The organism is Streptomyces sp. NPDC045431 (genome assembly GCF_040646655.1).
Lineage (GTDB): Bacteria > Actinomycetota > Actinomycetes > Streptomycetales > Streptomycetaceae > Streptomyces.
In genome coordinates this window covers 143,867-161,909 of the sequence record NZ_JBEZAQ010000014.1, presented here as the reverse complement: position 1 = coordinate 161,909, position 18,043 = coordinate 143,867, and the positions used below count along the sequence as shown (strand labels likewise).

Below are 18,043 nucleotides of genomic sequence, written 5' to 3'. Positions count from 1 at the left end.
TCGCGGGGCTGGGGCTGGGGCTGTTGGTGCTGGTGCTGGTGCTGATGCGCGGCGCGGTGCCGCGGTCAAGGCGCCAGTTCGGCGCCGTGCCGGAGGACCTTCGCGAAGGCCGCGGCGATGTCGCCCATGTCGTCGGCGTCGCCGAGCAGGGCGGCGTGGTGCAGGGTCACGGTCCGTCGTGCGACGTCCTCGCACACCGGCAGCGCGAACCGCTTGGGGTCGATGCGCTCCTCGTGGTCCAGGCCCAGCGTGTACCGCTTGCGGGTCTGCGGGGCGTACAGCTTGTTGACCGGGATCGGGGCGTAGCAGGGCAGCACGGGGAAACCGAGTTCGGCGGTGAGCGCGCCGGTCACGCTGGTGAGGGGGACGTCCTCCAGCACGCCCTCGGGCAGCCGGGCGGCGTACGTGTAGTACGTGCGGGAGGTGGTGCCCTCGGAGGTCTCCTGAGGACGCAGGCCGAGGTCGCCGAGGAGGGCGTCGAGCCGGGCGGCGTTGGCGCGGCGCGTCTCGTTCTGTTCGTCGAGGAGCGTGAGCTGCTCGGTGAGGATCGCGGCCTGGAACTCGGACAGGCAGCGGTTGTTGCCCATCAGCTCGCCGGTCTCGACGAGCTCCATGGCGCCCGGGGCGGGTGCGGTGGCGGACAGGACGCGGCCGTCGGCCCGCAGGTGTTCGACGCGGCGGGCGAAGTCCGCGTCACGGGTGATGACCGCGCCGCCCTCGCCGCTGGTGAGCACCTTGCTGTGCTGCATGCTGAACGTGCCGGCGGTGGCGAGCGCGCCGACCTTGACCCCTCGGTAGGTGGCGCCGTGCGCCTGGGCGCAGTCCTCGATGAGGGGCAGCCCGTGGCGTTCGGCGACGCGGGAGAGCGCGTCCATGTCGGCGACGGCCGAGTAGAGGTGGACCACCACGATGGCCCGGGTCCGCTCGGTGATCAGCGCCTCGACGGCCTCGGGGGACATGCACAGCGTGTCGGGGTCGACGTCGCAGAAGACGGGGACGGCGTTGACGCCGAGGACGGTGGAGCCCGAGGCGACCCAGGACAGGCCCGGGACGATCACCTCGTCACCGGCGCCGACCCCGCTGGCCTCCAGGGCCAGCATCAGGCTGGCGGTGCCGCTCGCGGCGGGCACGCAGTGGGGTACGTCGTGGTACTCGGCGAACGCCCGGGCGAAGCGCCGTTCGTAGGAGGCCGTGCCGCGGTAGGGGCCGCTGATCGACCACCGGCCCGATCCGAGGACGTCCGCCACCGCGTCGGGGACTCCGGGGGCGGGCTGCGGCCAGGCGGGCCAGGGACGGGTGCGTAACGCGTCGCCGCCCTTCACTGCCAACCGGGAAACCATGGGACCTTCCTTCCTGAGGGCATGCCGTGGATGTGCGGATGAGGAACGGGAGGGTGAAGCCGTGCCGGGGGCGCGGCGTCGTTCAGGCCTGGAGGTTGAAGTACGAGCGGGTGTTGCCGTCGGCGCGGCGCAGCGCCACGTCGAGGGCCTTGGCGTAGTCGTCGAGCGCGAACTCGTGGCTGAGGAGGGCGTCCACGTTGACGGCGCCGGACGCCAGGACGTCGATGGCCTCCTCGAAGCGGGTCCCCGGGCCCATGGACGCCCGGACGGTGAGCACCTTGAGCACGATGTGGTGCGGGGCCATCACGGCGGCCTCCTCGATGCGGTAGCCGACCAGCCCGACGCGTCCGCCCGGGCGGACGGCCTCGACGGCCTCCTGCACCGCCGTCGGGTAACCGGAGGCATCGAGGACGACGTCGGGCACCGCATCGGGGTTCGTCCGGGTCAGCTCGACCAGCGCGCCCGGTTCGCCGGACACCGCGGCGGGCACGCCCATGGCGAGGGCGGCGGCGCGGCGCTCGGCCACCGGCTCGGCCACCGCGGTGACGGTGCCCCCGCGCAGCCTCACCGCCTGCGCCAGCAGCAGCCCGATGCCGCCGGCGCCCATGACGGCCACCTTCTCGCCCTCGGTGACGCCGAGCCGGTCCACCGCGTTGAGCGCGACCGCCAGCGGTTCGACCTGGCAGGCGGCGCGCAGCGGCAGGCTGTCGGGCAGCGGCCTGAGGTTGGCCACCGGGATGGTCATGTACTCGGCGCAGGCGCCGTCCCGGGTGAACCCGAGTTCCCCGAGGTCCTCGCAGAGCGTCGGCGTGCCGGCCTCGCAGTGCGCGCAGGTGCCGCACGAGCAGGTCAGGTCGCCGACCACGTTGCGGCCGATCAGGTCGGCCCCGCGCGGGCCGTTGACGTCGACGACCGTGCCGCTCCACTCGTGGCCGGGGACGACCGGGTAGGTGAAGCCGTGCCAGACGCCCTTGTAGAAGGAGAGGTCGCTGCCGCAGACGGAGTTGTAGGCGATACGGACGAGGGCCTCGCCGGGGGCCGGATCAGGTATGTCGCGGTGGGTGAGGAGGGCCCGCTCGGGGGCCTCGAACACCAGAGCCTTCATCGTGCCGAACCTCCGGGGTCAGGAGCGCCCGGCGGTCTCCGGGCGGGGTGCTGTTCGCTAAAGCGGATGAAGCTGCGCTTGATCGTACGCTGGCAGGACTTCAACTTGTCAACAGTGGTTGATGGTTGTTTGATGAGCAGGCAAAAGTTGTCCGCTAAAGCGGGCGGGCGTCCGGGAGCGGCCGGAACGGAAGGGAGAGGTGCGCATGGTGGGCAGCAGGTCGGCCCCTGAGCCGTCGGAGCGGCCGCTGCTGCGGAAGTTCGACCAGCGGCTCAACGAGTTGATCGCCGCCCTGTATCCGGACGAGCGCAAACGACCGGGCTACGCCCGGCTGGCCAAGGAGATCCGCGAGACCACGGGCGGTGCCATCTCCGGCACCTATCTCTGGGAGCTGGCCACGGGCAAGAAGCGCAACGTCACGCTGGAGCAACTGGACGTGCTGGCCGAGTTCTTCGGGGTGCCGCCCGAGTACTTCCTCAACGAGGAGACGGCCGAACGCGTCAACTCACAGCTCAAGCTGGCCACCGCGCTGCGCGACTCCCGCGTGCGCAACCTCGCCCTGCGGGCCGAGGGGTTGTCCGCGGAGAGCCTGGACGCCCTGCTCATCATGGTGAAAGAAGCCCGCAGGGTGCAGAACCTCGCATCGGTCGACGACCACGACCACACGACCGCGCCGGACGGCGGCCCGACCGGAACGTCCGGGAGCACGCCGTAGTCGGGGGACTACGGCACAACGGGGTCAGTAATAGCGGGGGCTACTGAATATGGCCGCTGGCGTCGACGGGGGCGCCATGCATGGGGAGGCTGTCATTTTTTCATCCATCGTTCATCGACCAGCAGACGCCACCGGAGGGCGAAGAAGCGTTTCCCCCTTTTCCGGGACTTCCTTGACGGACGTCTCGAAGGGCTCCTCCAGTTCGTCGGAAGGCTCCCTCACGGGATCCTGCGCGGGACGCCGACCACGTTTCCGCGCGGGACTGCCCGCCGGCATGTGCTAGAGACCCCTTCGCGGATTTCTTCCCACATTTCTTCGCAGATCCCTTCGTAGCGGAGTGGTGACCCGTCACCGGCCCCACAGCCGGTTCCGGCCACGGCCACCGCCTGCCGCCCGTCCGTATACCGCCGCGACCACCACCACGGGACCCCGGGCCGCCCGGCGCGGGTCGCCCGCCAGGTGGGCCGGCCATGCCGTCATCCCGCCGTACGCCGTGCGGGCTCCGTCGCCACGGCGTCGCACGGTCGTGCCGTCATGCCCGCGCAGGGTCGTGCCGTCATGCCGTCATGCCCGCGCACGGGCCTGCCGCCGTGCCGCCACGGCGTCACGCGGCGATGCCGGCACGCCGTCACGGCGGAGGGATACGGCACGGGCGCGACCGGCGGACGGACCGTTCACGCCACGCCCGCCAACGCCGTCCGAGGAAGGCCGAACGGTACACACCGCATGTCGTACAGGATCGCCAGGCTGCGCCGACGCTGTCGACCGCTGCTGGGCCAGCTCGCCCTGCCCCAACCCTTCTCCATCGAGTCGCTCTGCGCCCACCTCTCCGCCCGCCGCGGGCGGCCCCTCCACCTGCACGCCCTGCCTCTCCAGGCCGCCGCGGCCGGCGCGTGCGGGCTCTGGGTCGCCACCGACACCGACGACCACATCTTCTACGAGCAGCGCACCCCCCGCTCCCACCAGGAGCACATCGTGCTGCACGAGATCGGGCACATGCTGTTCGACCACCACGCCGTCGCGGACGTCTCCGCCGGCGCACCCGGTGGCCTCTTCGACGACCTCAGCCCGCGTCTCGTCCGCCGCATCCTCGCCCGCACCAACTACTCCACCCGCCAGGAGCAGGAGGCCGAGATGCTGGCCACCCTGATCCGCACCGGTGAGACCACGCCCGACCGGCACCCGCTGTCCGACCCCTACGGCAAACTGCACGCGGCCCTCGGAGTGAGCACCGACCATGAACTCTGACGTACCGGGAGACTGGGGCCCCACCCTCGACACCCTCAGCGTCTGCCTGCTGTGGGCCGCCGTGCTGTTACGGGCCCGCCCCGCCGTACGCCACCCGCACCAGCGGGGACTGTGGCTCGCCGTGGCCTTCGCCGCCGTCGCGATGACCCTGCACCTGCAGCCGGTGGGCGCGTACGTCGCCACGCTCACCGAGTCCCCGCGGGCCGTCTCCCTCGCCAAGAACCAGGCGGGCGTCGTGTCCGCCGGCGCCGTGCTGCACTTCGCCGCGTACGCCACCGGGGGACGGCCCCGCACCGGTACCGTCATCGCCACCACGGCCGCCGTGATGGCCGCGCTCCTGGCGCTCGCCGGCCTCGGGGCCGCCCACGTGCCGGGCCACGGGCCGGCCTTCACGCTCGCCCGCGCCCCCTGCGCCGCCTACTGGCTCCTCCTCATCACCGTGCACGTCGTGGCCTGCGCGCTGTGCGTCAGGGTCTGCTGGACGTACGGCCGCTGCGGCCCCAACCGGTCCGTCAACCTGGGCCTGACGCTCTTCGGCTGGGGCACCGCGCTCGCCGGGATCTACTGGCTCGCCCACTACTACCTGCTGACCGGCGGGTACCGCCCGGGCACCCTGCTCCACGTCGTCCTCAGCCTGCACGCCGTGCTGCGCGCCGCCGCGCTCCTCGTACCGACCGTCCTCCAGCTGCGCCACGCCGTCGGCCACGCCCGCACCGTCTGGCGCATCTGGCCGCTCTGGCGCGACCTGGTGGACGCCGTGCCGCACGTCGCGCTGTCCGCCACCCGGTCCCGCCTCCTGGCCCTCCTCCAGTCGCAGCTCTCCTGGCGGCAGGTCGCCTACCGGAAGGTCATCGAGATCCGCGACGCCATCCTCGTCCTCAGCCACTACACGGATCCGGCCGTTTCCCGCGGTGCCCGCGCCCACGTGGTGCACTGCGGCGTCCCGGCCGACCGGGCCGACGCCCATGTGACCGCCTGCATCCTCCGCCGGGCCCGCGCCGCCAAACTCGCCGGTGCCGCACCGGACCCCACCGCCGAGGTCTTCACCGCCAGCCAGGAAGCCGGCGACCTCGCCGCCGAGACCGCCTTCCTGCTCCTGCTCACGGAGGAGTACCTCTCGCCCTGCGTACGGGACTTCGACGCCGCCGCGACCCCCGTGCGCGACCCCGCCGCAGGCGGGCGGTGAGCCTCTTCCGCGTATGTCCGAAACCATTCCGGCGGCCGTGAAAAGGCCCGGAACACACACTCCGCCTCTGCCATGATGCCGACCATGGAAAGCACGTTGCGCCGGAAATACCCGCACCATGAATGGCACCCCGTCAACGAAGGAGATTCGGGCGCTTTCGTTTATCACCTCACCGGTTCCGAATCCGAGCTCTACGCGAAAATCGCCCCCCGCACCCCGGAGAACTCCGCCTTCGACCTCGCCGGCGAGGCCGACCGGCTGGAGTGGCTCCACCGGCACGGCATCCCCGTCCCCCGCATCGTCGAGCGCGGCGCCGACGACACGAGCGCCTGGCTCGTCACCGAGGCCGTTCCCGGCGTCGCGGCCGCCGAGGAGTGGCCCGAGCACCAGCGGTTCGCCGTGGTCGAGGCCATGGCGGAACTGGCCCGCACCCTGCACGAACTGCCCGTCGAGGCATGCCCCTTCGACCGCAGCCTCGCCGTGGCGGTCGCGGAGGCCGAACAGAACGTCCGCGAGGGCCTGGTGGACCTCGACGACCTCCAGGAGGAGCGCACCGGCTGGACCGGTGAGCAGCTCCTGGCGGAACTCCACCGCACCCGGCCCGAGAAGGAGGACCTGGTCGTCTGCCACGGCGACCTGTGCCCCAACAACGTGCTGCTGGACCCGGAGACCTGCCGGATCACCGGCGTGATCGACGTGGGCCGCCTCGGCGTCGCCGACCGCCACGCCGACGTCGCCCTCGCCGCCCGGGAGCTGGAGATCGACGAGGACCCGTGGTTCGGCCCCGCGTACGCCGAGCGGTTCCTGGAGCGGTACGGCGCCCACCGTGTCGACAAGGACAAGATGGCCTTCTACCAGCTGCTCGACGAGTTCTTCTAAAAGGCACTCCGGTCCCTGCGGGGCGCCCAGGCACACCTGGGCGCCCCGCCCGCGTGGGTTCTCAGCCCGAAGAACCACTCCTGGGCCAGAGAGGCGAGCAGGTCGACGGCGGCACGGGCCGTGCTGTCATGGGGCTTCATGACGGGTCCGGTCGGTCCCGGACGGCTCGGAAACACGGACCGAGAAGCCTGGCGCTCAGACGTTCGTCCAGGCGTCGAGGAAGGCTTCCCGTCCGTCGAAACCGGCCGATTTGCGGTCCGCGTGCACGACGCGCCAAGCGGTGAGTTCGAGGTCACGGAGCCATAGTTCGCCGATGACCTGCGCCTTGAGGTCGGGCAGATGGTCGGATTCGGCGAGTGCCTGTCCGATCACCTCCCCGGCCGCCATGTGCTGGGGCGGGGTCATCTCGTCCACGGCCGAGAGGATCTGCCGGGCCAGACCGGCCCCCTCACCGGCCAGCGAGCGCAGGACCAGCGTCTTGATGTTGGCGGGGAGCAGGTAGGCGGTGCCCGAGGACCTCCACAGGTCGGACCAGAAGTGTTCGCCCGCCTCGGTCGGGGCGGGGAGTGCGGCCAGCAGGCCGAGGAGGTGCGCGGTGGCGGCGTAGCCGTCGGAATGGGCCGCTGCGACCACCGCGATGTCGGCGACTCGCTCCACGTCGAGACGGCTCGCTTCCTGGTGTGGAGCCAGACCCAAGCCATGTTCCAGTTGATGTGCGAGGGGGGCGGATGCGTGGGAGCGGAACTCGGGAAGCATCGGCGGTCCTTGGGCGTAGGCGAGCGGAGGGGCCCTGCTCGGGAGCCTTGATCGTGCCCATGGTGAGTCGGCGTTACACGACGTATCCAGGTCCGGTTGGAGGAGTGATGACGTGGGCCGGAACTCACGGGGCGGCGGAACCGGCCATGTGGCGAGGCCGGCCGGTGGCCCTGCGGGGCGCCCTTCGGGACAGCCGTCGAAGGGAGACTCCCTAGCATGATCACATGGTTCCCAGTGATGCCCAGCGGTCTGAGACAGGACGGGAAGCCGTCTCGCGCAACGACACCGAAGCGGGAAGCGATTCCCCCGCACACCATGACAAGGCCGGGGACGCGTTCCCGTCGGTCGCGGCCCTGGCGGACCGGGCGGCCGACCTCGTCGCGCCGATCAAACCCAAGCTGCGCGGCTGGCTCCATGCCGCCATGGTCCCCGCGTCACTGATCGCGGGCATCGTCCTCGTCTGCCTGGCACGCACCCCGCAGGCGGTCCTGGCCTGCGCCGTCTACTGCGTCACGGCCTGGCTGTTGTTCGGGACGAGTGCGGTATACCACCTGGGTACGTGGGGGCCACTCGGCGAGGCGGTACTGCGCCGCCTCGACCACGCCAACATCTTCCTCATCATCGCCGGCACGTGCACACCGCTGACCGTGCTTCTCGTCCCGCCCGGCCAGCGGTCGTTCCTGCTGTGGGCCGTGTGGACGGGTGCGCTGGCCGGTGTCGCCTTCCGGGTCCTCTGGGTCGGAGCTCCCCGCTGGCTGTACACCCCGTGCTACCTGGCTCTGGGCTGGGCACCGGTGAGCTACCTGCCGGACTTCCTGCGCACGGGCGGTGCGGCCGTACTGATCCTGGTCGTGAGCGGCGGTCTCCTCTACAGCGCGGGCGCGGTGGTCTACGCGCTCCAGCGCCCCGATCCCGCACCTCGCTGGTTCGGCTTCCACGAGGTGTTCCACGCCTTGACCGTGGCAGGCTTCGCCGCGCATTACATCGCCATCTCCCTCGCTGCCTACTGACCTCGTTCACCGGCGGCGCACCGCTTGAGGCGGCCGGACGGCCGGTGAATAGAATCGGCCCTCATGTCCAAGCCTGATGAGTTGCTCGTCGACATCGCTGCCAAGGTCGAGTCCGGCCAGAGCAATCAGATGTCCCTGACCGTCGTCACCGGTGGGGCGGTCATCACCGGCCGGCTGGCCCCGGAAGCGGTGTGGCTGCAGCGTGTGTCGGAGGTCCTGACGGATTCGGCCCGCCTGGGCGAGTTCGCCGGCGTCTTCGGTACGTCGGCACCGAAGGACGGCCCGCCGACCCATCTGCACTTCCACGTCGCCCGGATCCTGCAGGGCACGGTGGGGATCCCGGAGACGGGTGGGATGTACCGCGTGTCGATCGCGGATGTCAGCGCCTGGACCGTGGGCGACTTCAGCTATACCGACCACTGATCAGCCACCACCCATCCGCCGCCACCGATCCGCCGCCACGGCGGAGGGCGGGCATACGTCGGGCCCGACCGGAACGCGCCGGTCGGGCCCTCACGGAGGCGGTTCAGCGGGAGAGACTCAGGACGCCCGTGGTGCGGCCCTGCCCGTCGGCCACGGGCAGCGCTCCGGACCGACCGTGGCGTATCGCGTGCTCGGTACCGGCCACCATGGTCACGGGCGAGGCGCCGGTTCCGTGGCCGCCGAGGATGTCGTGCAGGCGGACACGGTCCGTGTACGAGGAGTCGTCGCGGGCGGCGGTGAGCTGGGCGCGGGTGACCAGACCGGTGCCCCGGCCGTCCTCGTCGCAGAGGAGCAGGTGCCCGACGCGGGCACTGGCCATGACGGACAGGGCCACCTCGACGGTCATGCCTCCCCAGACCTGCGGCCCCGCCTCGTCCACGGCCTCGCTCCCGCTCCCGTTCGCCGAGGTGCTGGCCGCCGGGGTGCTGTTCGTGGGGTGGGGATGCGCTTGCACCGGTGTCACACGTGCCTCCTGCAGAGAATAGGCGGGCGTCGACCCGCGTACGAAGAAGGTCTAGACGGCCGAGCCGGAGGCGGACCGCCGTTGGCCGGTACCGCGCATGGCCTGCGGAGGCCGGTTGCGCCGTCGGCGGGAGGCGGCGGCGCGCTGGGGGCGTTCGGCCACGGGTGCGGTGATGACGACCGGGATGCCGGAAGGGGCCTGCGCGCCGGTGATGCGGCTCAGCTCGGCCTCGCCGGAGCGGACCTGGGTGATGCGCGGGCGGATGCCCGCGTCCGACATGAGGCGCACCATGCCGTTCCGCTGGTTCGGGGTGACGAGGGTGACGACGCTGCCGGACTCGCCCGCGCGGGCGGTACGGCCACCGCGGTGCAGATAGTCCTTGTGGTCGGTCGGCGGGTCGACGTTGACGACGAGATCGAGGTTGTCGACGTGAATACCGCGGGCGGCGACGTTCGTGGCGACCAGCACGGTGACGTGCCCGGTCTTGAACTGCTCCAGCGTTCGCGTGCGCTGGGGTTGCGACTTGCCGCCGTGCAGCGCGGCGGCCCGTACGCCCTCGCCCAGCAGGTCCCGGGTGAGCCGGTCGACGGCGTGCTTGGTGTCCAGGAACATGATCACGCGGCCGTCACGCGCGGCGATCTCCGTCGTGGTGGCGTGCTTGTCGGCGCCGTGCACATGCAGCACGTGGTGTTCCATCGTCGTGACCGCACCGGCCGAGGGATCCACGGAGTGCACGACGGGGTCGGACAGGTAGCGGCGGACCAGCAGGTCGACGTTGCGGTCCAGGGTGGCGGAGAACAGCATCCGCTGCCCCTCGGGACGCACCTGGTCGAGCAGCGCGGTGACCTGCGGCAGGAAACCCATGTCCGCCATCTGGTCGGCCTCGTCCAGCACGGTGATGCCCACCTGGTCCAGCCGGCAGTCGCCGCGGTCGATGAGGTCCTTGAGCCGGCCCGGGGTCGCGACGACGACCTCGGCCCCGTTTCGCAGGGCGCCCGCCTGCCTGCCGATCGACATGCCGCCCACGACCGTGGTCAGCCGCAGTTTCAGCGACCGCGCATAGGGAGCGAGCGCGTCGGTCACCTGCTGCGCCAGCTCGCGGGTGGGGACGAGGACCAGGGCGAGCGGCTGCCGGGGCTCGGCGCGCCGACCGGCGGTACGGGCCAGCAGCGCCAGCCCGAAGGCGAGCGTCTTGCCGGAGCCGGTGCGGCCGCGGCCCAGGACGTCACGGCCCGCGAGGGTGTTCGGCAGGGTCGCGCCCTGGATCGGGAACGGTACGGTCACGCCCTCGGCCGTGAGCGCGGCGAGCAACTGCCGGGGCATGTCGAGATCGGCGAACGCCTCGACGGCGGGCAGCGCGGGGGTGATCGTCCTGGGGAGCGCGAACTCGCCCTGGACCGCGGCGGTCCGGCGGCCGTAGCCACCCGAGCGGCCCGCCCCGCCGGAGCCGCCGCGGGACGGCGAGCCGAAACGGCCGCCCGACTGTCCGGAGCCGGCACCGCCGTTACGGGTGCGGGAGAAGCGGTCGTTCGTGCGTGTGCGGTTCATGCGGAACCTTCCTCGATGCGGCGCATATCAAGGAATTTCCCGCAGCGGATGAGCAGCACGGAGAATTGCCAGAATGGGCCTAGGGGAGCGCGAAAGCGAATGTGGCCGACGGAAAAATAGCGTGGCCGGAAGCGCTGGAAATGACCGGCGCGACGCGGGCGTGAAGCCGGGGCGCCGAATGTGGTGCACTCGGGGGTGACGGCGCAGGATCACTGCGCGGACCTCGCCGGATATTCCCGGGGTGAAACCCCTGCGGGAAATGCGTGCAGCTGGGGCCCGCACCCCGAAGGATGCGGGCCCCAGCTACGTCGTACGCGTCAGCGTCAGGCGGGAACGATGTTCTCCGCCGTCGGGCCCTTCTGGCCCTGCGCGATGTCGAAGGAGACCTTCTGGCCTTCGAGCAGCTCGCGGAAGCCCTGGGCGGCGATGTTCGAGTAGTGGGCGAACACGTCGGGGCCGCCACCGTCCTGCTCGATGAAGCCGAAGCCCTTTTCGGCGTTGAACCACTTCACGGTACCAGTGCTCATGTCATATCTCCTTTGGGGCACATCGGGATCCGCACTGCGCGGACGCCGTGTCGCCGCGATGATTGCCCCACCGGAAAAAGACCGGAAATACAAAAGTGCTCCCAGTGGCACAGAGGCCGACTGAGGGCACTTGAAGTTTGGGAACCACAACTGCAACTGACATCGACAGTAGCACGCCGCGGCACCCGGCGGCGGGTGAATAATTTTCGTTCTGCCGTTGCACCGGAAATACTCACCGCGCGGTTCGTCAAACCCTCACCTCGCGGGAACAGATATTCTTCACCTCAGACTTCGTCGGTCCGCGTACGGTCGTCCTCGGACGACCGACTGGTGGACAGCCAGGATCGCGCGGGTTCTGCCGGTTGGGTGGTGTCCACGGTGAGGTGGAGGCGGGTTCCGCCGTTCACGGTGTCGACGGGGTAGCTGCGCTGTTCCGTGGCGGCGAAGCAGCGACGGAGAACCTCCGCGACCTGCCGGGCGGTCTCGGGGGACGAGGCGACGATGCGGACGTCGGCATGCCCGTGAGCGGGCAGTTCCGGTGACTTCATGGGGACCTCGTTCATCGGGAAGACCTGTGCGGGGTGGGTGTGACGCCGTCGCGCCACACCCACCGCGTCCGGTCGGGGAGCGCCGGTCTCATCCGCGGCTGCCGGTGCCTTGCCCGCGGTGGTCGACAGTGGGCGACCCGGCGGGTTCTGTCGGTGAGGGGTCCCTGGCGCGCGACCGGCCGCTTCCCGGCGGGGCCTCGCTGTAGCGGAACGCGGCGATCCTTGCCTCGTGCTGTGTGTTGAGCCGGTGGATGAGGATCATTCCCGCGCCGATCATGGCGATGATCAGGGCCACGGTGATGATGGTTGCCACGTCCTCACCTCCCTCGGGCCGGGTCGAGGAGGCCGGCCGGGCTCCCGCCCGCCGAGCCGGCGCCGCCGTCGGTTTCCCAGCCTTCCTCCCGGCTTCGGGCCTCCGTCCCGTCGCGGGCGGAGTCGTCGCCCAGCAGCGTGCTTGCGGTGCGCAGGCCCCCCGGAGCGGCAGCGGCGGACATGAGCCGGGCAGCCGCGGCGGCGTCGGCCTCCGGCGGGATCACCAGGAGGTCCATACGGCCTCGGGTGTACGAGAGAAGGATCAGCTTGTGCGGGTCCTGCTCGTCGGCGAACCAGCCCACGTGCACGGTGTGCCCGGTCACGGGCACCTTGCGCGGGATCACGGGCCAGTGGGAGGGGTTCACCGTGACACGAGTGACCCGGCCCCACGGTGCGTCCAGCGCGTCCGTGAGGGCGGGGAGTTCACGCGAGAGGTCGCGGGAGCGGGGCCACCAGGCTCCGTCCAGGAGACCTGGAACCGAGCCCGCCGGGACCAGTGACAGACGAACCGGTGAGGAGGGCACGGGTCGCTCGTTGATGGTTGAACGTTCGATGGTCGCGGTCATGACGCGGACCTGTCTCGGGCTCGTCTTCGACGTCCCGGTGTTGTCGCTCACCGAGAATGGCGCCGGCGTCTGAGCCGGCGTGCGAAGTACTCCCGGTGCCTCCACTCTACTCCGGATGGCGGTCGGTGGATGGTCGTATGACCAGGCACTTTTCGTGAGGAGCGAGGTCTTGCGGAGAGCCGGCCGGAGTACCGTGGTGAGACGAGGTCTCACCGTTCGGCGGAAGCGCCGAACCTCCGCAGACGGGCGGACACCCCATGGCCGACTCCGACGACCCCCGCGCCTCCCATCTGCTGCCGGACGCGGTTCACCAGGCCGTGAGGCCCGGAACGGTGCTGCTGAGGCTGGAGACGACCCACACCCGCGAGGGAATTCTCGACGGCGCGTGGTGGCCGCGTTCGCGTGACATCGGCGCCGAGCTTCCCGGCCTGATCGGCGCATTGACCGAGCATCTCGGCCCGGTCACGCGGGTCGGCCTGGACACCGGCGCCTGGGAGAAGTTGCCCACCCGCCTGGTCGTCGGCGACCGGATCGTGCACATCGACTCCTTCCCCGTCGGTGACGACACCGTCCTCGTCACGCGCGGTGATCGGGACCACTTCTCCCTGCTCGTGGTCCCGCCGCACGCGACGCCCGACGCGGCACGCGCCGCGATGGCCAGGGCCGTACGGGCCGACAACGTCACCGGGGCCGAACAGATCCTCATCGACACCGGAACGCGCCGAGCACACGCGATTCCCGCCGAAGAGCCGAGGCCGGGCCAGGAGGGCCCCGAAAGGTAGAGGAAGCGTTGGGCGCCGCGTCTCGCGCGACATCGCCGGCGGCCGTGGTAGTCGACAGGCATGCCAAAGCCTTCCGGTGCCCCGGGCCATGTCTCCCCGTACATGCGGCTGCGCCGCGTGATCCGCCGTTCGCCGGCAGGGCGCGGGTGGAGACGGGGCACCGACCTGGAACTGTTCCAGCGTGCGCTGGGCTTCGCGGCACTTGGCTTCCTCACGCTGGTGCCACTGCTGCTCATCGTCTCCTCCGCCGATCCGCAGCACGGCCGGGGCTTCGCGCAGTGGCTGAGCGACGGGCTCGGCGTTTCGGCGGCCTCCAGGGCGCATGTCGAGCGGCTGTTCGCGCCGGCCGGTCAGGCTCTGAGGACGACGACCGCGTTCGGCATCGCCGCCCTCGCCGTGTTCGGGCTGAGCTTCTCCGCGCTGGTGCAGGCGGGCTTCGAGAAGGTCTGGGGGCTGCCCTCGGCCCGTTGGTGGGCGAGGTGGCGGCATGTGGTGTGGCTCGCCGGGCTCACCGGCTACCTCTTCGCCTCGGCCACGACGTTGCGGAGCCACATCCCGACGGGGGCGCTCATGGCAGTGGTGAGCGCCGTCCTCTTCTTCTGGTGGTCGCAGCGGATGCTGCTCGGTGGGCGAGTCCGCTGGCGTGCCCTGTTGCCCGGCGCGGTGGCGACGGTGCTCGGGCTGCTGGGCCTCAGGGTCTTCTCCCAGCTCGTCTTCTCGCCCCTGATCGCCTCCAACACTGTCAGCTACGGCCCGTTCGGCACCGTCCTGGTCGTCCAGTCCTGGCTGATCGGGGTGGGCGTCGTCGTCTTCGGCGGAGCGCTCGTCGGCCGCCTGGCGCACGAGGAGATCGGGCGAGTGGCTCAGAAGCGGCGCCGTTGAGCGCTGCCGACATGGTTGGGCTTGCGCCAGATGGCCGTGCCGGCCAAGACAACAGGCGCTGCGATCGGCCGGTGCCGCCGGGCATCCAACGGCGCGCGAATGACGGCGACCGACCTCACGTCACTGCGCCTCTCTGCGTCGCGTCGCACTCCGCTTGCGCGGCGAGCTCTGTGCGAGTGGCTCTGACCGTCGAGCCGATTATTCATATATTCCATGATGCATATGGTTGACCCGGTGGAAACACCCCGATGGATCGTAACCATGGGAAGTTGTCTGCGTAATATGCCAGCCGACAGAAATGGGTGATTCCGGACATCCGGATTCGCTGATCTCTCGCCACCATCCCTCAGGAGCTGGCTTCTCGATGACGCTGAATACCTTTGACGCGCCTCAATGGCGCCGGACATCGGCCTGGTTGGCAGCGGTACTCGCTGTGGTGGTTGCCGCTGTTGTCGTGGCGGTGACGCCGACGCGGGCAAACGCGATTGCCCAGCCCGTACCTCTGGGCACCGCCGAAAGCTTCGCGGTTCTGGCCGGTGAATCGGTCACCAACACCGGACCTACGGTCATTACCGGAGATGTCGGCGTGCACCCGGGTACGGCCATTTCCGGCTTCCCGCCAGGAGTGGTGAACGGCACGATCCACGCTGCGGACGCGGTGGCCGCCCAGGCCAAGAGCGACCTTGTCGCGGCGTACAACAATGCGGCCGGACAGGCCTCGGACGCCGCACTTCCTCCCGACGCGGGCGGCCTGACCCTGGTCCCCGGTGTCTACACGGCCTCGTCCACCCTCGGTCTCACGGGCACCCTCACCCTGGACGGGCAGAACAACCCCGCCTCCGTCTGGGTGTTCCAGGTCGGCTCGGCCCTGACCACGGCTTCCGGTAGCAACGTGAGCCTCATCAACGGTGCCTCGCCGTGCAATGTGTTCTGGCAGATCGGCAGTTCCGCCACTCTCGGCACCGACACCGATTTTGTGGGCACCATCATGGCCATGACGTCGATCAGCGCCACCACGGACGCGGACATCGACGGCCGGGCACTGGCCCGTAACGGGTCCGTGACGCTGGACACCAACACGATCACCCGGCCGGAGTGCGACGCGGGCACCAATGGCGGGACCACGGGCGGCGTGATCGCCGGCACCACCGGAGGGACGAATGGCGGCACCACGACCGGCGGTACCAACGGCGGGGCCACGGGCGGCGTGATCGCCGGCACCACCGGAGGGACGAATGGCGGCACCGCGACCGGCGGTACCAACGGCGGCGTCGGCGGAGTGCTCGGCGGCGTGACGACGGGCGGTACCACCGGTGGCGCTGTGGGCGGAGTGCTCGGTGGAGTGACGACGGGTGGCCTCATCGCGGGCACCACGGGTGGCACTACGGGCGCGACGATCGGTGGCGTTCACGGCGGCGTCACGGGCGGCGGGGGCCAAAAGCCGCCGCACAAGCCCGGCAAGCCCGGTAAGCCCGGTAAGCCGGGCAAGCCGGGTGACGGCAAGCCGGGCAAGCCCGGTGACGGCAAACCCGGCAAGCCGGGTAAGCCGGGTGACGAAAAGCCCGGCAAGCCCGGTGACAGCAAGCCCGGTGACAGCAAGCCCGGTGACAGCAAGCCCGAGCACGGCGGTCACCCGAGCCGGTAGCTCCTTGCGGCGGGCTGAGAGCAGAACCAGTCGCCCGCGACGCAAGTGAGAAGCGTGGTGCGCGGTGGACGGTCGATCGACTCCATCGCGCACCACGCCCGGACCCGGAAGAGGTGGGAATGAACAGCGGGATGGGAAGGCCGGATAAGGCTGTGCTGGGCGGTGTAGACCAAGCGGAAGTGAAGGAACAGGAATCGGAGTCGGAGGAGTCCTCCGGCGCCGGTCCGGCCGAGAGCGGTCGCAGCGGTGTTCCCCCTGCTTCCCATGGTGGTTCAGGGCCTCCCCGCCGCTCGCTGAAAGCGGTCACCGGAGCCGCCGTAGTCCTTTGCCTGGCGGCAACGCTCATTCACGTGGTCCTGATCTTTCTCCACGTGGCGCCTGCGAATGCCATCTCGCAGCGGTACGGCAAGCAGATCAACGCGTGGGTGTATCCCGTCTTCGAGCAGAACTGGCGACTGTTCGCCCCGGACCCGGAATCGGTCAATCGGCAGATCTCGGCGAGGACCATGCGGACCGCCCCGGACGGCACCACGCAGGTGAGCGGCTGGTTCGATCTGAGCGGCGTGGACCGTTCAGCGATCGAGCACAATCCCTTCCCGAGCCATACGACGCAGAACATGCTGCGCCGGGCCTGGAGCTCGTACCTCGAAACGCTCGGCGGCGATGACCAGCCGCGGTCGGAGCGGGCTGTGATGATCCAGCGGTACCTCCGCAACATCGCGGCGGATCGCGTCGCCGACCGGCGCGGCGGTTCCTTCGACTCCATCCAACTGCGGGTCGTCACGCTGCCCGTCGGCGCTCCCGGTCCGGCTGGGAGCAGCCGTCCGGCCGCAGGCGCGCCCACACCCGTGGACACCCGTTACCTGCCGTGGTGGAAGGTGGCCCCCAATGGCACCGACTGAGCCGACCGCGATCCCGGTCCGGACACCGGTCACGACGAAGACGCCCGCGCCGTCGACGTGCGACACCGAACGAGCGGGCGGACGCACGGCGATGCAGTGGACGCTCGACCGTCTCGCCGCGTTCTTCACCCTCCTGATCGAGCGGCCGGTCTCCCTGTACGCGGCGGCGGTACTGCGCATCGGCTACGGCTTGCTCTATCTCGTCTTCCTGCTGCGCGAGTTCCCGCACCGTGACGAGATCTGGGGTCCCGGCTCACCGTGGACTCCCACGCTGGCGAGGCAGCTCTTCGACCAGACGGGCTGGGTCAGCATCCTCACCCTGTCCGACAGCCGCGCGTACTTCGAGATCTGTTACGCGGCGGCCGTCGTCACGGCCGCGCTGTTCATGCTCGGTTGGCGTACCAGAGTGGTGTCCGTGCTGTTCGCCATCGTGGTGGCGTCATTCCACGCCAGGGCGATCTTCATGACGGACGGCGGGGACAATCTGATCCTCCTCATGGCCGTCTATCTCGCCTTCACCGCCTGCGGCCGGCGCTGGTCCCTCGATGCCCGCAGAGCCCGGCTCCGTTCGGGCGCGCGGCCGGAGCTCCGGCGCCGACTCGGCGACGCTCGTCCGAGCGTGGTCACCGTCCTGCACAACTGCGGGATGTTCGTCATCGCCGCCCAGGTCTGCTTCCTCTACGGATCGGCGGGCCTGTACAAAGTGCAGGGCGGTACCTGGGGCAACGGGACCGCCCTCCACTACGCCCTGAATCTCCACCTGTTCCAGCCCTGGCCCGCGCTGTCCCGGATGGCCGACGACCACGTGCTCCTGATCGCGGTCGCCTGCTACCTGACGGTGCTGTTGCAGGTCGGTTTCCCCTTCGTCCTCTTCGGCAGGCTCAAGTACCCGGTCCTCGGCATGCTGTCGACCATGCACGTGGGTATCGCGGTGCTCATGGGTCTGCCGCTCTTCTCCGCCGCGATGATCGTCGCCGACGCGGTTTTCCTTCCGGACCGCTTCTACCGCGCTCTAGGGGCACGGTGCCGACGTGCGTTCCGCCGTACGGGTGCCCTCGGTCCGGAACCGAGACTCGTACCAGCACAGCCCGGACCGGTGGCTTGAGGGCGTTGAGCCCGGCGGCCCTGACCTGGTCCGGACAACGA

Annotated in this window: 20 protein-coding genes; 11 read left to right on the top strand and 9 right to left on the bottom strand. The window is 70.4% G+C overall.

Features of this window, described 5'->3' with window-relative positions; genetic code table 11:
• Positions 1 to 65: 65 nt before the first annotated feature.
• Together AB0A69_RS25320 and AB0A69_RS25315 are read right to left on the bottom strand one after the other, a co-directional pair.
• Positions 66 to 1,340: a DegT/DnrJ/EryC1/StrS family aminotransferase gene (locus AB0A69_RS25320; protein WP_361426270.1), complete on the bottom strand. Its 1,275-nt coding sequence runs from the start codon at positions 1,338 to 1,340 to the stop codon at positions 66 to 68.
• Between the two features lie 82 nt (positions 1,341 to 1,422).
• The gene (locus AB0A69_RS25315; RefSeq protein WP_361426267.1) at positions 1,423 to 2,445 is read right to left on the bottom strand and encodes an alcohol dehydrogenase catalytic domain-containing protein; all 1,023 of its coding nucleotides are present in this window, start codon (positions 2,443 to 2,445) and stop codon (positions 1,423 to 1,425) included.
• A gap of 205 nt (positions 2,446 to 2,650) precedes the next feature.
• On the opposite strand from AB0A69_RS25315, the gene AB0A69_RS25310 reads away from it, so the two are divergent.
• From AB0A69_RS25310 to AB0A69_RS25295, 4 genes are all read left to right on the top strand, one after another.
• The gene (locus AB0A69_RS25310) at positions 2,651 to 3,160 is read left to right on the top strand and encodes a hypothetical protein (protein WP_361426264.1); all 510 of its coding nucleotides are present in this window, start codon (positions 2,651 to 2,653) and stop codon (positions 3,158 to 3,160) included.
• 726 nt (positions 3,161 to 3,886) lie between these two features.
• Positions 3,887 to 4,408, top strand: coding sequence for a hypothetical protein (locus tag AB0A69_RS25305; protein WP_361426261.1), 522 nt, complete (start codon positions 3,887 to 3,889; stop codon positions 4,406 to 4,408).
• A complete protein-coding gene (locus AB0A69_RS25300) occupies positions 4,398 to 5,594 on the top strand; it encodes an MAB_1171c family putative transporter (protein WP_361426258.1) in 1,197 nt (398 codons plus the stop codon). The genes AB0A69_RS25305 and AB0A69_RS25300 overlap by 11 nt, the downstream gene beginning before the upstream one ends.
• Positions 5,595 to 5,678: 84 nt before the next feature.
• The gene (locus AB0A69_RS25295) at positions 5,679 to 6,473 is read left to right on the top strand and encodes an APH(3')-V family aminoglycoside O-phosphotransferase (RefSeq protein WP_361426255.1); all 795 of its coding nucleotides are present in this window, start codon (positions 5,679 to 5,681) and stop codon (positions 6,471 to 6,473) included.
• 195 nt (positions 6,474 to 6,668) lie between these two features.
• Here AB0A69_RS25295 and AB0A69_RS25290 read toward each other — a convergent pair whose 3' ends face one another.
• Positions 6,669 to 7,169, bottom strand: coding sequence for a hypothetical protein (locus tag AB0A69_RS25290; protein WP_361426252.1), 501 nt, complete (start codon positions 7,167 to 7,169; stop codon positions 6,669 to 6,671).
• Between the two features lie 284 nt (positions 7,170 to 7,453).
• On the opposite strand from AB0A69_RS25290, the gene AB0A69_RS25285 reads away from it, so the two are divergent.
• Together AB0A69_RS25285 and AB0A69_RS25280 are read left to right on the top strand one after the other, a co-directional pair.
• The gene (locus AB0A69_RS25285; protein WP_361426249.1) at positions 7,454 to 8,239 is read left to right on the top strand and encodes a hemolysin III family protein; all 786 of its coding nucleotides are present in this window, start codon (positions 7,454 to 7,456) and stop codon (positions 8,237 to 8,239) included.
• 63 nt (positions 8,240 to 8,302) lie between these two features.
• Positions 8,303 to 8,662: a hypothetical protein gene (locus tag AB0A69_RS25280; RefSeq protein ID WP_361426246.1), complete on the top strand. Its 360-nt coding sequence runs from the start codon at positions 8,303 to 8,305 to the stop codon at positions 8,660 to 8,662.
• 103 nt (positions 8,663 to 8,765) lie between these two features.
• Here the strand turns inward: AB0A69_RS25280 and AB0A69_RS25275 are convergent, their stop codons facing one another.
• The 6 genes from AB0A69_RS25275 to AB0A69_RS25250 all read right to left on the bottom strand — a co-directional run bounded on the left by AB0A69_RS25275 (position 8,766) and on the right by AB0A69_RS25250 (position 12,686).
• Positions 8,766 to 9,185 carry a CBS domain-containing protein gene (locus tag AB0A69_RS25275; protein WP_361426244.1) on the bottom strand — a complete coding sequence of 140 codons (420 nt, stop codon included), beginning with the start codon at positions 9,183 to 9,185 and terminating at the stop codon, positions 8,766 to 8,768.
• A gap of 51 nt (positions 9,186 to 9,236) precedes the next feature.
• Positions 9,237 to 10,733: a DEAD/DEAH box helicase gene (locus AB0A69_RS25270; RefSeq protein ID WP_361426241.1), complete on the bottom strand. Its 1,497-nt coding sequence runs from the start codon at positions 10,731 to 10,733 to the stop codon at positions 9,237 to 9,239.
• Positions 10,734 to 11,056: 323 nt separating this feature from the next.
• Positions 11,057 to 11,260: a cold-shock protein gene (locus tag AB0A69_RS25265; protein WP_010351538.1), complete on the bottom strand. Its 204-nt coding sequence runs from the start codon at positions 11,258 to 11,260 to the stop codon at positions 11,057 to 11,059.
• A gap of 284 nt (positions 11,261 to 11,544) precedes the next feature.
• Positions 11,545 to 11,808: a hypothetical protein gene (locus AB0A69_RS25260; RefSeq protein WP_361426237.1), complete on the bottom strand. Its 264-nt coding sequence runs from the start codon at positions 11,806 to 11,808 to the stop codon at positions 11,545 to 11,547.
• Positions 11,809 to 11,896: 88 nt separating this feature from the next.
• Positions 11,897 to 12,121: a hypothetical protein gene (locus tag AB0A69_RS25255; RefSeq protein WP_361426234.1), complete on the bottom strand. Its 225-nt coding sequence runs from the start codon at positions 12,119 to 12,121 to the stop codon at positions 11,897 to 11,899.
• A 4-nt stretch (positions 12,122 to 12,125) separates the two neighbouring features.
• Positions 12,126 to 12,686: a DUF5994 family protein gene (locus tag AB0A69_RS25250; protein ID WP_361426231.1), complete on the bottom strand. Its 561-nt coding sequence runs from the start codon at positions 12,684 to 12,686 to the stop codon at positions 12,126 to 12,128.
• Positions 12,687 to 12,943: 257 nt separating this feature from the next.
• Here AB0A69_RS25250 and AB0A69_RS25245 point away from each other — a divergent pair, with 257 nt between their 5' ends.
• The 5 genes from AB0A69_RS25245 (at position 12,944) to AB0A69_RS25225 (ending at position 18,002) form a co-directional block, all read left to right on the top strand.
• Positions 12,944 to 13,468: a DUF5994 family protein gene (locus AB0A69_RS25245; RefSeq protein ID WP_361426228.1), complete on the top strand. Its 525-nt coding sequence runs from the start codon at positions 12,944 to 12,946 to the stop codon at positions 13,466 to 13,468.
• 102 nt (positions 13,469 to 13,570) lie between these two features.
• Positions 13,571 to 14,350 (top strand): YhjD/YihY/BrkB family envelope integrity protein, encoded by a 780-nt coding sequence (locus tag AB0A69_RS25240; protein ID WP_361426366.1) that lies wholly within the window; start codon positions 13,571 to 13,573, stop codon positions 14,348 to 14,350.
• A 364-nt stretch (positions 14,351 to 14,714) separates the two neighbouring features.
• Positions 14,715 to 15,995: an ice-binding family protein gene (locus AB0A69_RS25235; protein WP_361426225.1), complete on the top strand. Its 1,281-nt coding sequence runs from the start codon at positions 14,715 to 14,717 to the stop codon at positions 15,993 to 15,995.
• Between the two features lie 119 nt (positions 15,996 to 16,114).
• Positions 16,115 to 16,897 carry a DUF5819 family protein gene (locus tag AB0A69_RS25230; protein WP_361426222.1) on the top strand — a complete coding sequence of 261 codons (783 nt, stop codon included), beginning with the start codon at positions 16,115 to 16,117 and terminating at the stop codon, positions 16,895 to 16,897.
• Between the two features lie 91 nt (positions 16,898 to 16,988).
• Positions 16,989 to 18,002 (top strand): HTTM domain-containing protein, encoded by a 1,014-nt coding sequence (locus AB0A69_RS25225; RefSeq protein WP_361426363.1) that lies wholly within the window; start codon positions 16,989 to 16,991, stop codon positions 18,000 to 18,002.
• Positions 18,003 to 18,043 lie beyond the last annotated feature (41 nt).

Coding starts and splice junctions, on each gene's coding strand:
- AB0A69_RS25240 (WP_361426366.1), top strand. CDS start 13,571: ATGCGGCTGCGCCGCGTGATCCGCCGTTCGCCGGCAGGGCGCGGGTGG.
- AB0A69_RS25260 (WP_361426237.1), bottom strand. CDS start 11,808: ATGAAGTCACCGGAACTGCCCGCTCACGGGCATGCCGACGTCCGCATC.
- AB0A69_RS25315 (WP_361426267.1), bottom strand. CDS start 2,445: ATGAAGGCTCTGGTGTTCGAGGCCCCCGAGCGGGCCCTCCTCACCCAC.
- AB0A69_RS25280 (WP_361426246.1), top strand. CDS start 8,303: ATGTCCAAGCCTGATGAGTTGCTCGTCGACATCGCTGCCAAGGTCGAG.
- AB0A69_RS25225 (WP_361426363.1), top strand. CDS start 16,989: ATGCAGTGGACGCTCGACCGTCTCGCCGCGTTCTTCACCCTCCTGATC.
- AB0A69_RS25235 (WP_361426225.1), top strand. CDS start 14,715: ATGACGCTGAATACCTTTGACGCGCCTCAATGGCGCCGGACATCGGCC.
- AB0A69_RS25270 (WP_361426241.1), bottom strand. CDS start 10,733: ATGAACCGCACACGCACGAACGACCGCTTCTCCCGCACCCGTAACGGC.
- AB0A69_RS25230 (WP_361426222.1), top strand. CDS start 16,115: ATGAACAGCGGGATGGGAAGGCCGGATAAGGCTGTGCTGGGCGGTGTA.
- AB0A69_RS25250 (WP_361426231.1), bottom strand. CDS start 12,686: ATGACCGCGACCATCGAACGTTCAACCATCAACGAGCGACCCGTGCCC.
- AB0A69_RS25320 (WP_361426270.1), bottom strand. CDS start 1,340: ATGGTTTCCCGGTTGGCAGTGAAGGGCGGCGACGCGTTACGCACCCGT.
- AB0A69_RS25305 (WP_361426261.1), top strand. CDS start 3,887: ATGTCGTACAGGATCGCCAGGCTGCGCCGACGCTGTCGACCGCTGCTG.
- AB0A69_RS25285 (WP_361426249.1), top strand. CDS start 7,454: ATGGTTCCCAGTGATGCCCAGCGGTCTGAGACAGGACGGGAAGCCGTC.
- AB0A69_RS25300 (WP_361426258.1), top strand. CDS start 4,398: ATGAACTCTGACGTACCGGGAGACTGGGGCCCCACCCTCGACACCCTC.
- AB0A69_RS25265 (WP_010351538.1), bottom strand. CDS start 11,260: ATGAGCACTGGTACCGTGAAGTGGTTCAACGCCGAAAAGGGCTTCGGC.
- AB0A69_RS25245 (WP_361426228.1), top strand. CDS start 12,944: ATGGCCGACTCCGACGACCCCCGCGCCTCCCATCTGCTGCCGGACGCG.
- AB0A69_RS25295 (WP_361426255.1), top strand. CDS start 5,679: ATGGAAAGCACGTTGCGCCGGAAATACCCGCACCATGAATGGCACCCC.
- AB0A69_RS25310 (WP_361426264.1), top strand. CDS start 2,651: ATGGTGGGCAGCAGGTCGGCCCCTGAGCCGTCGGAGCGGCCGCTGCTG.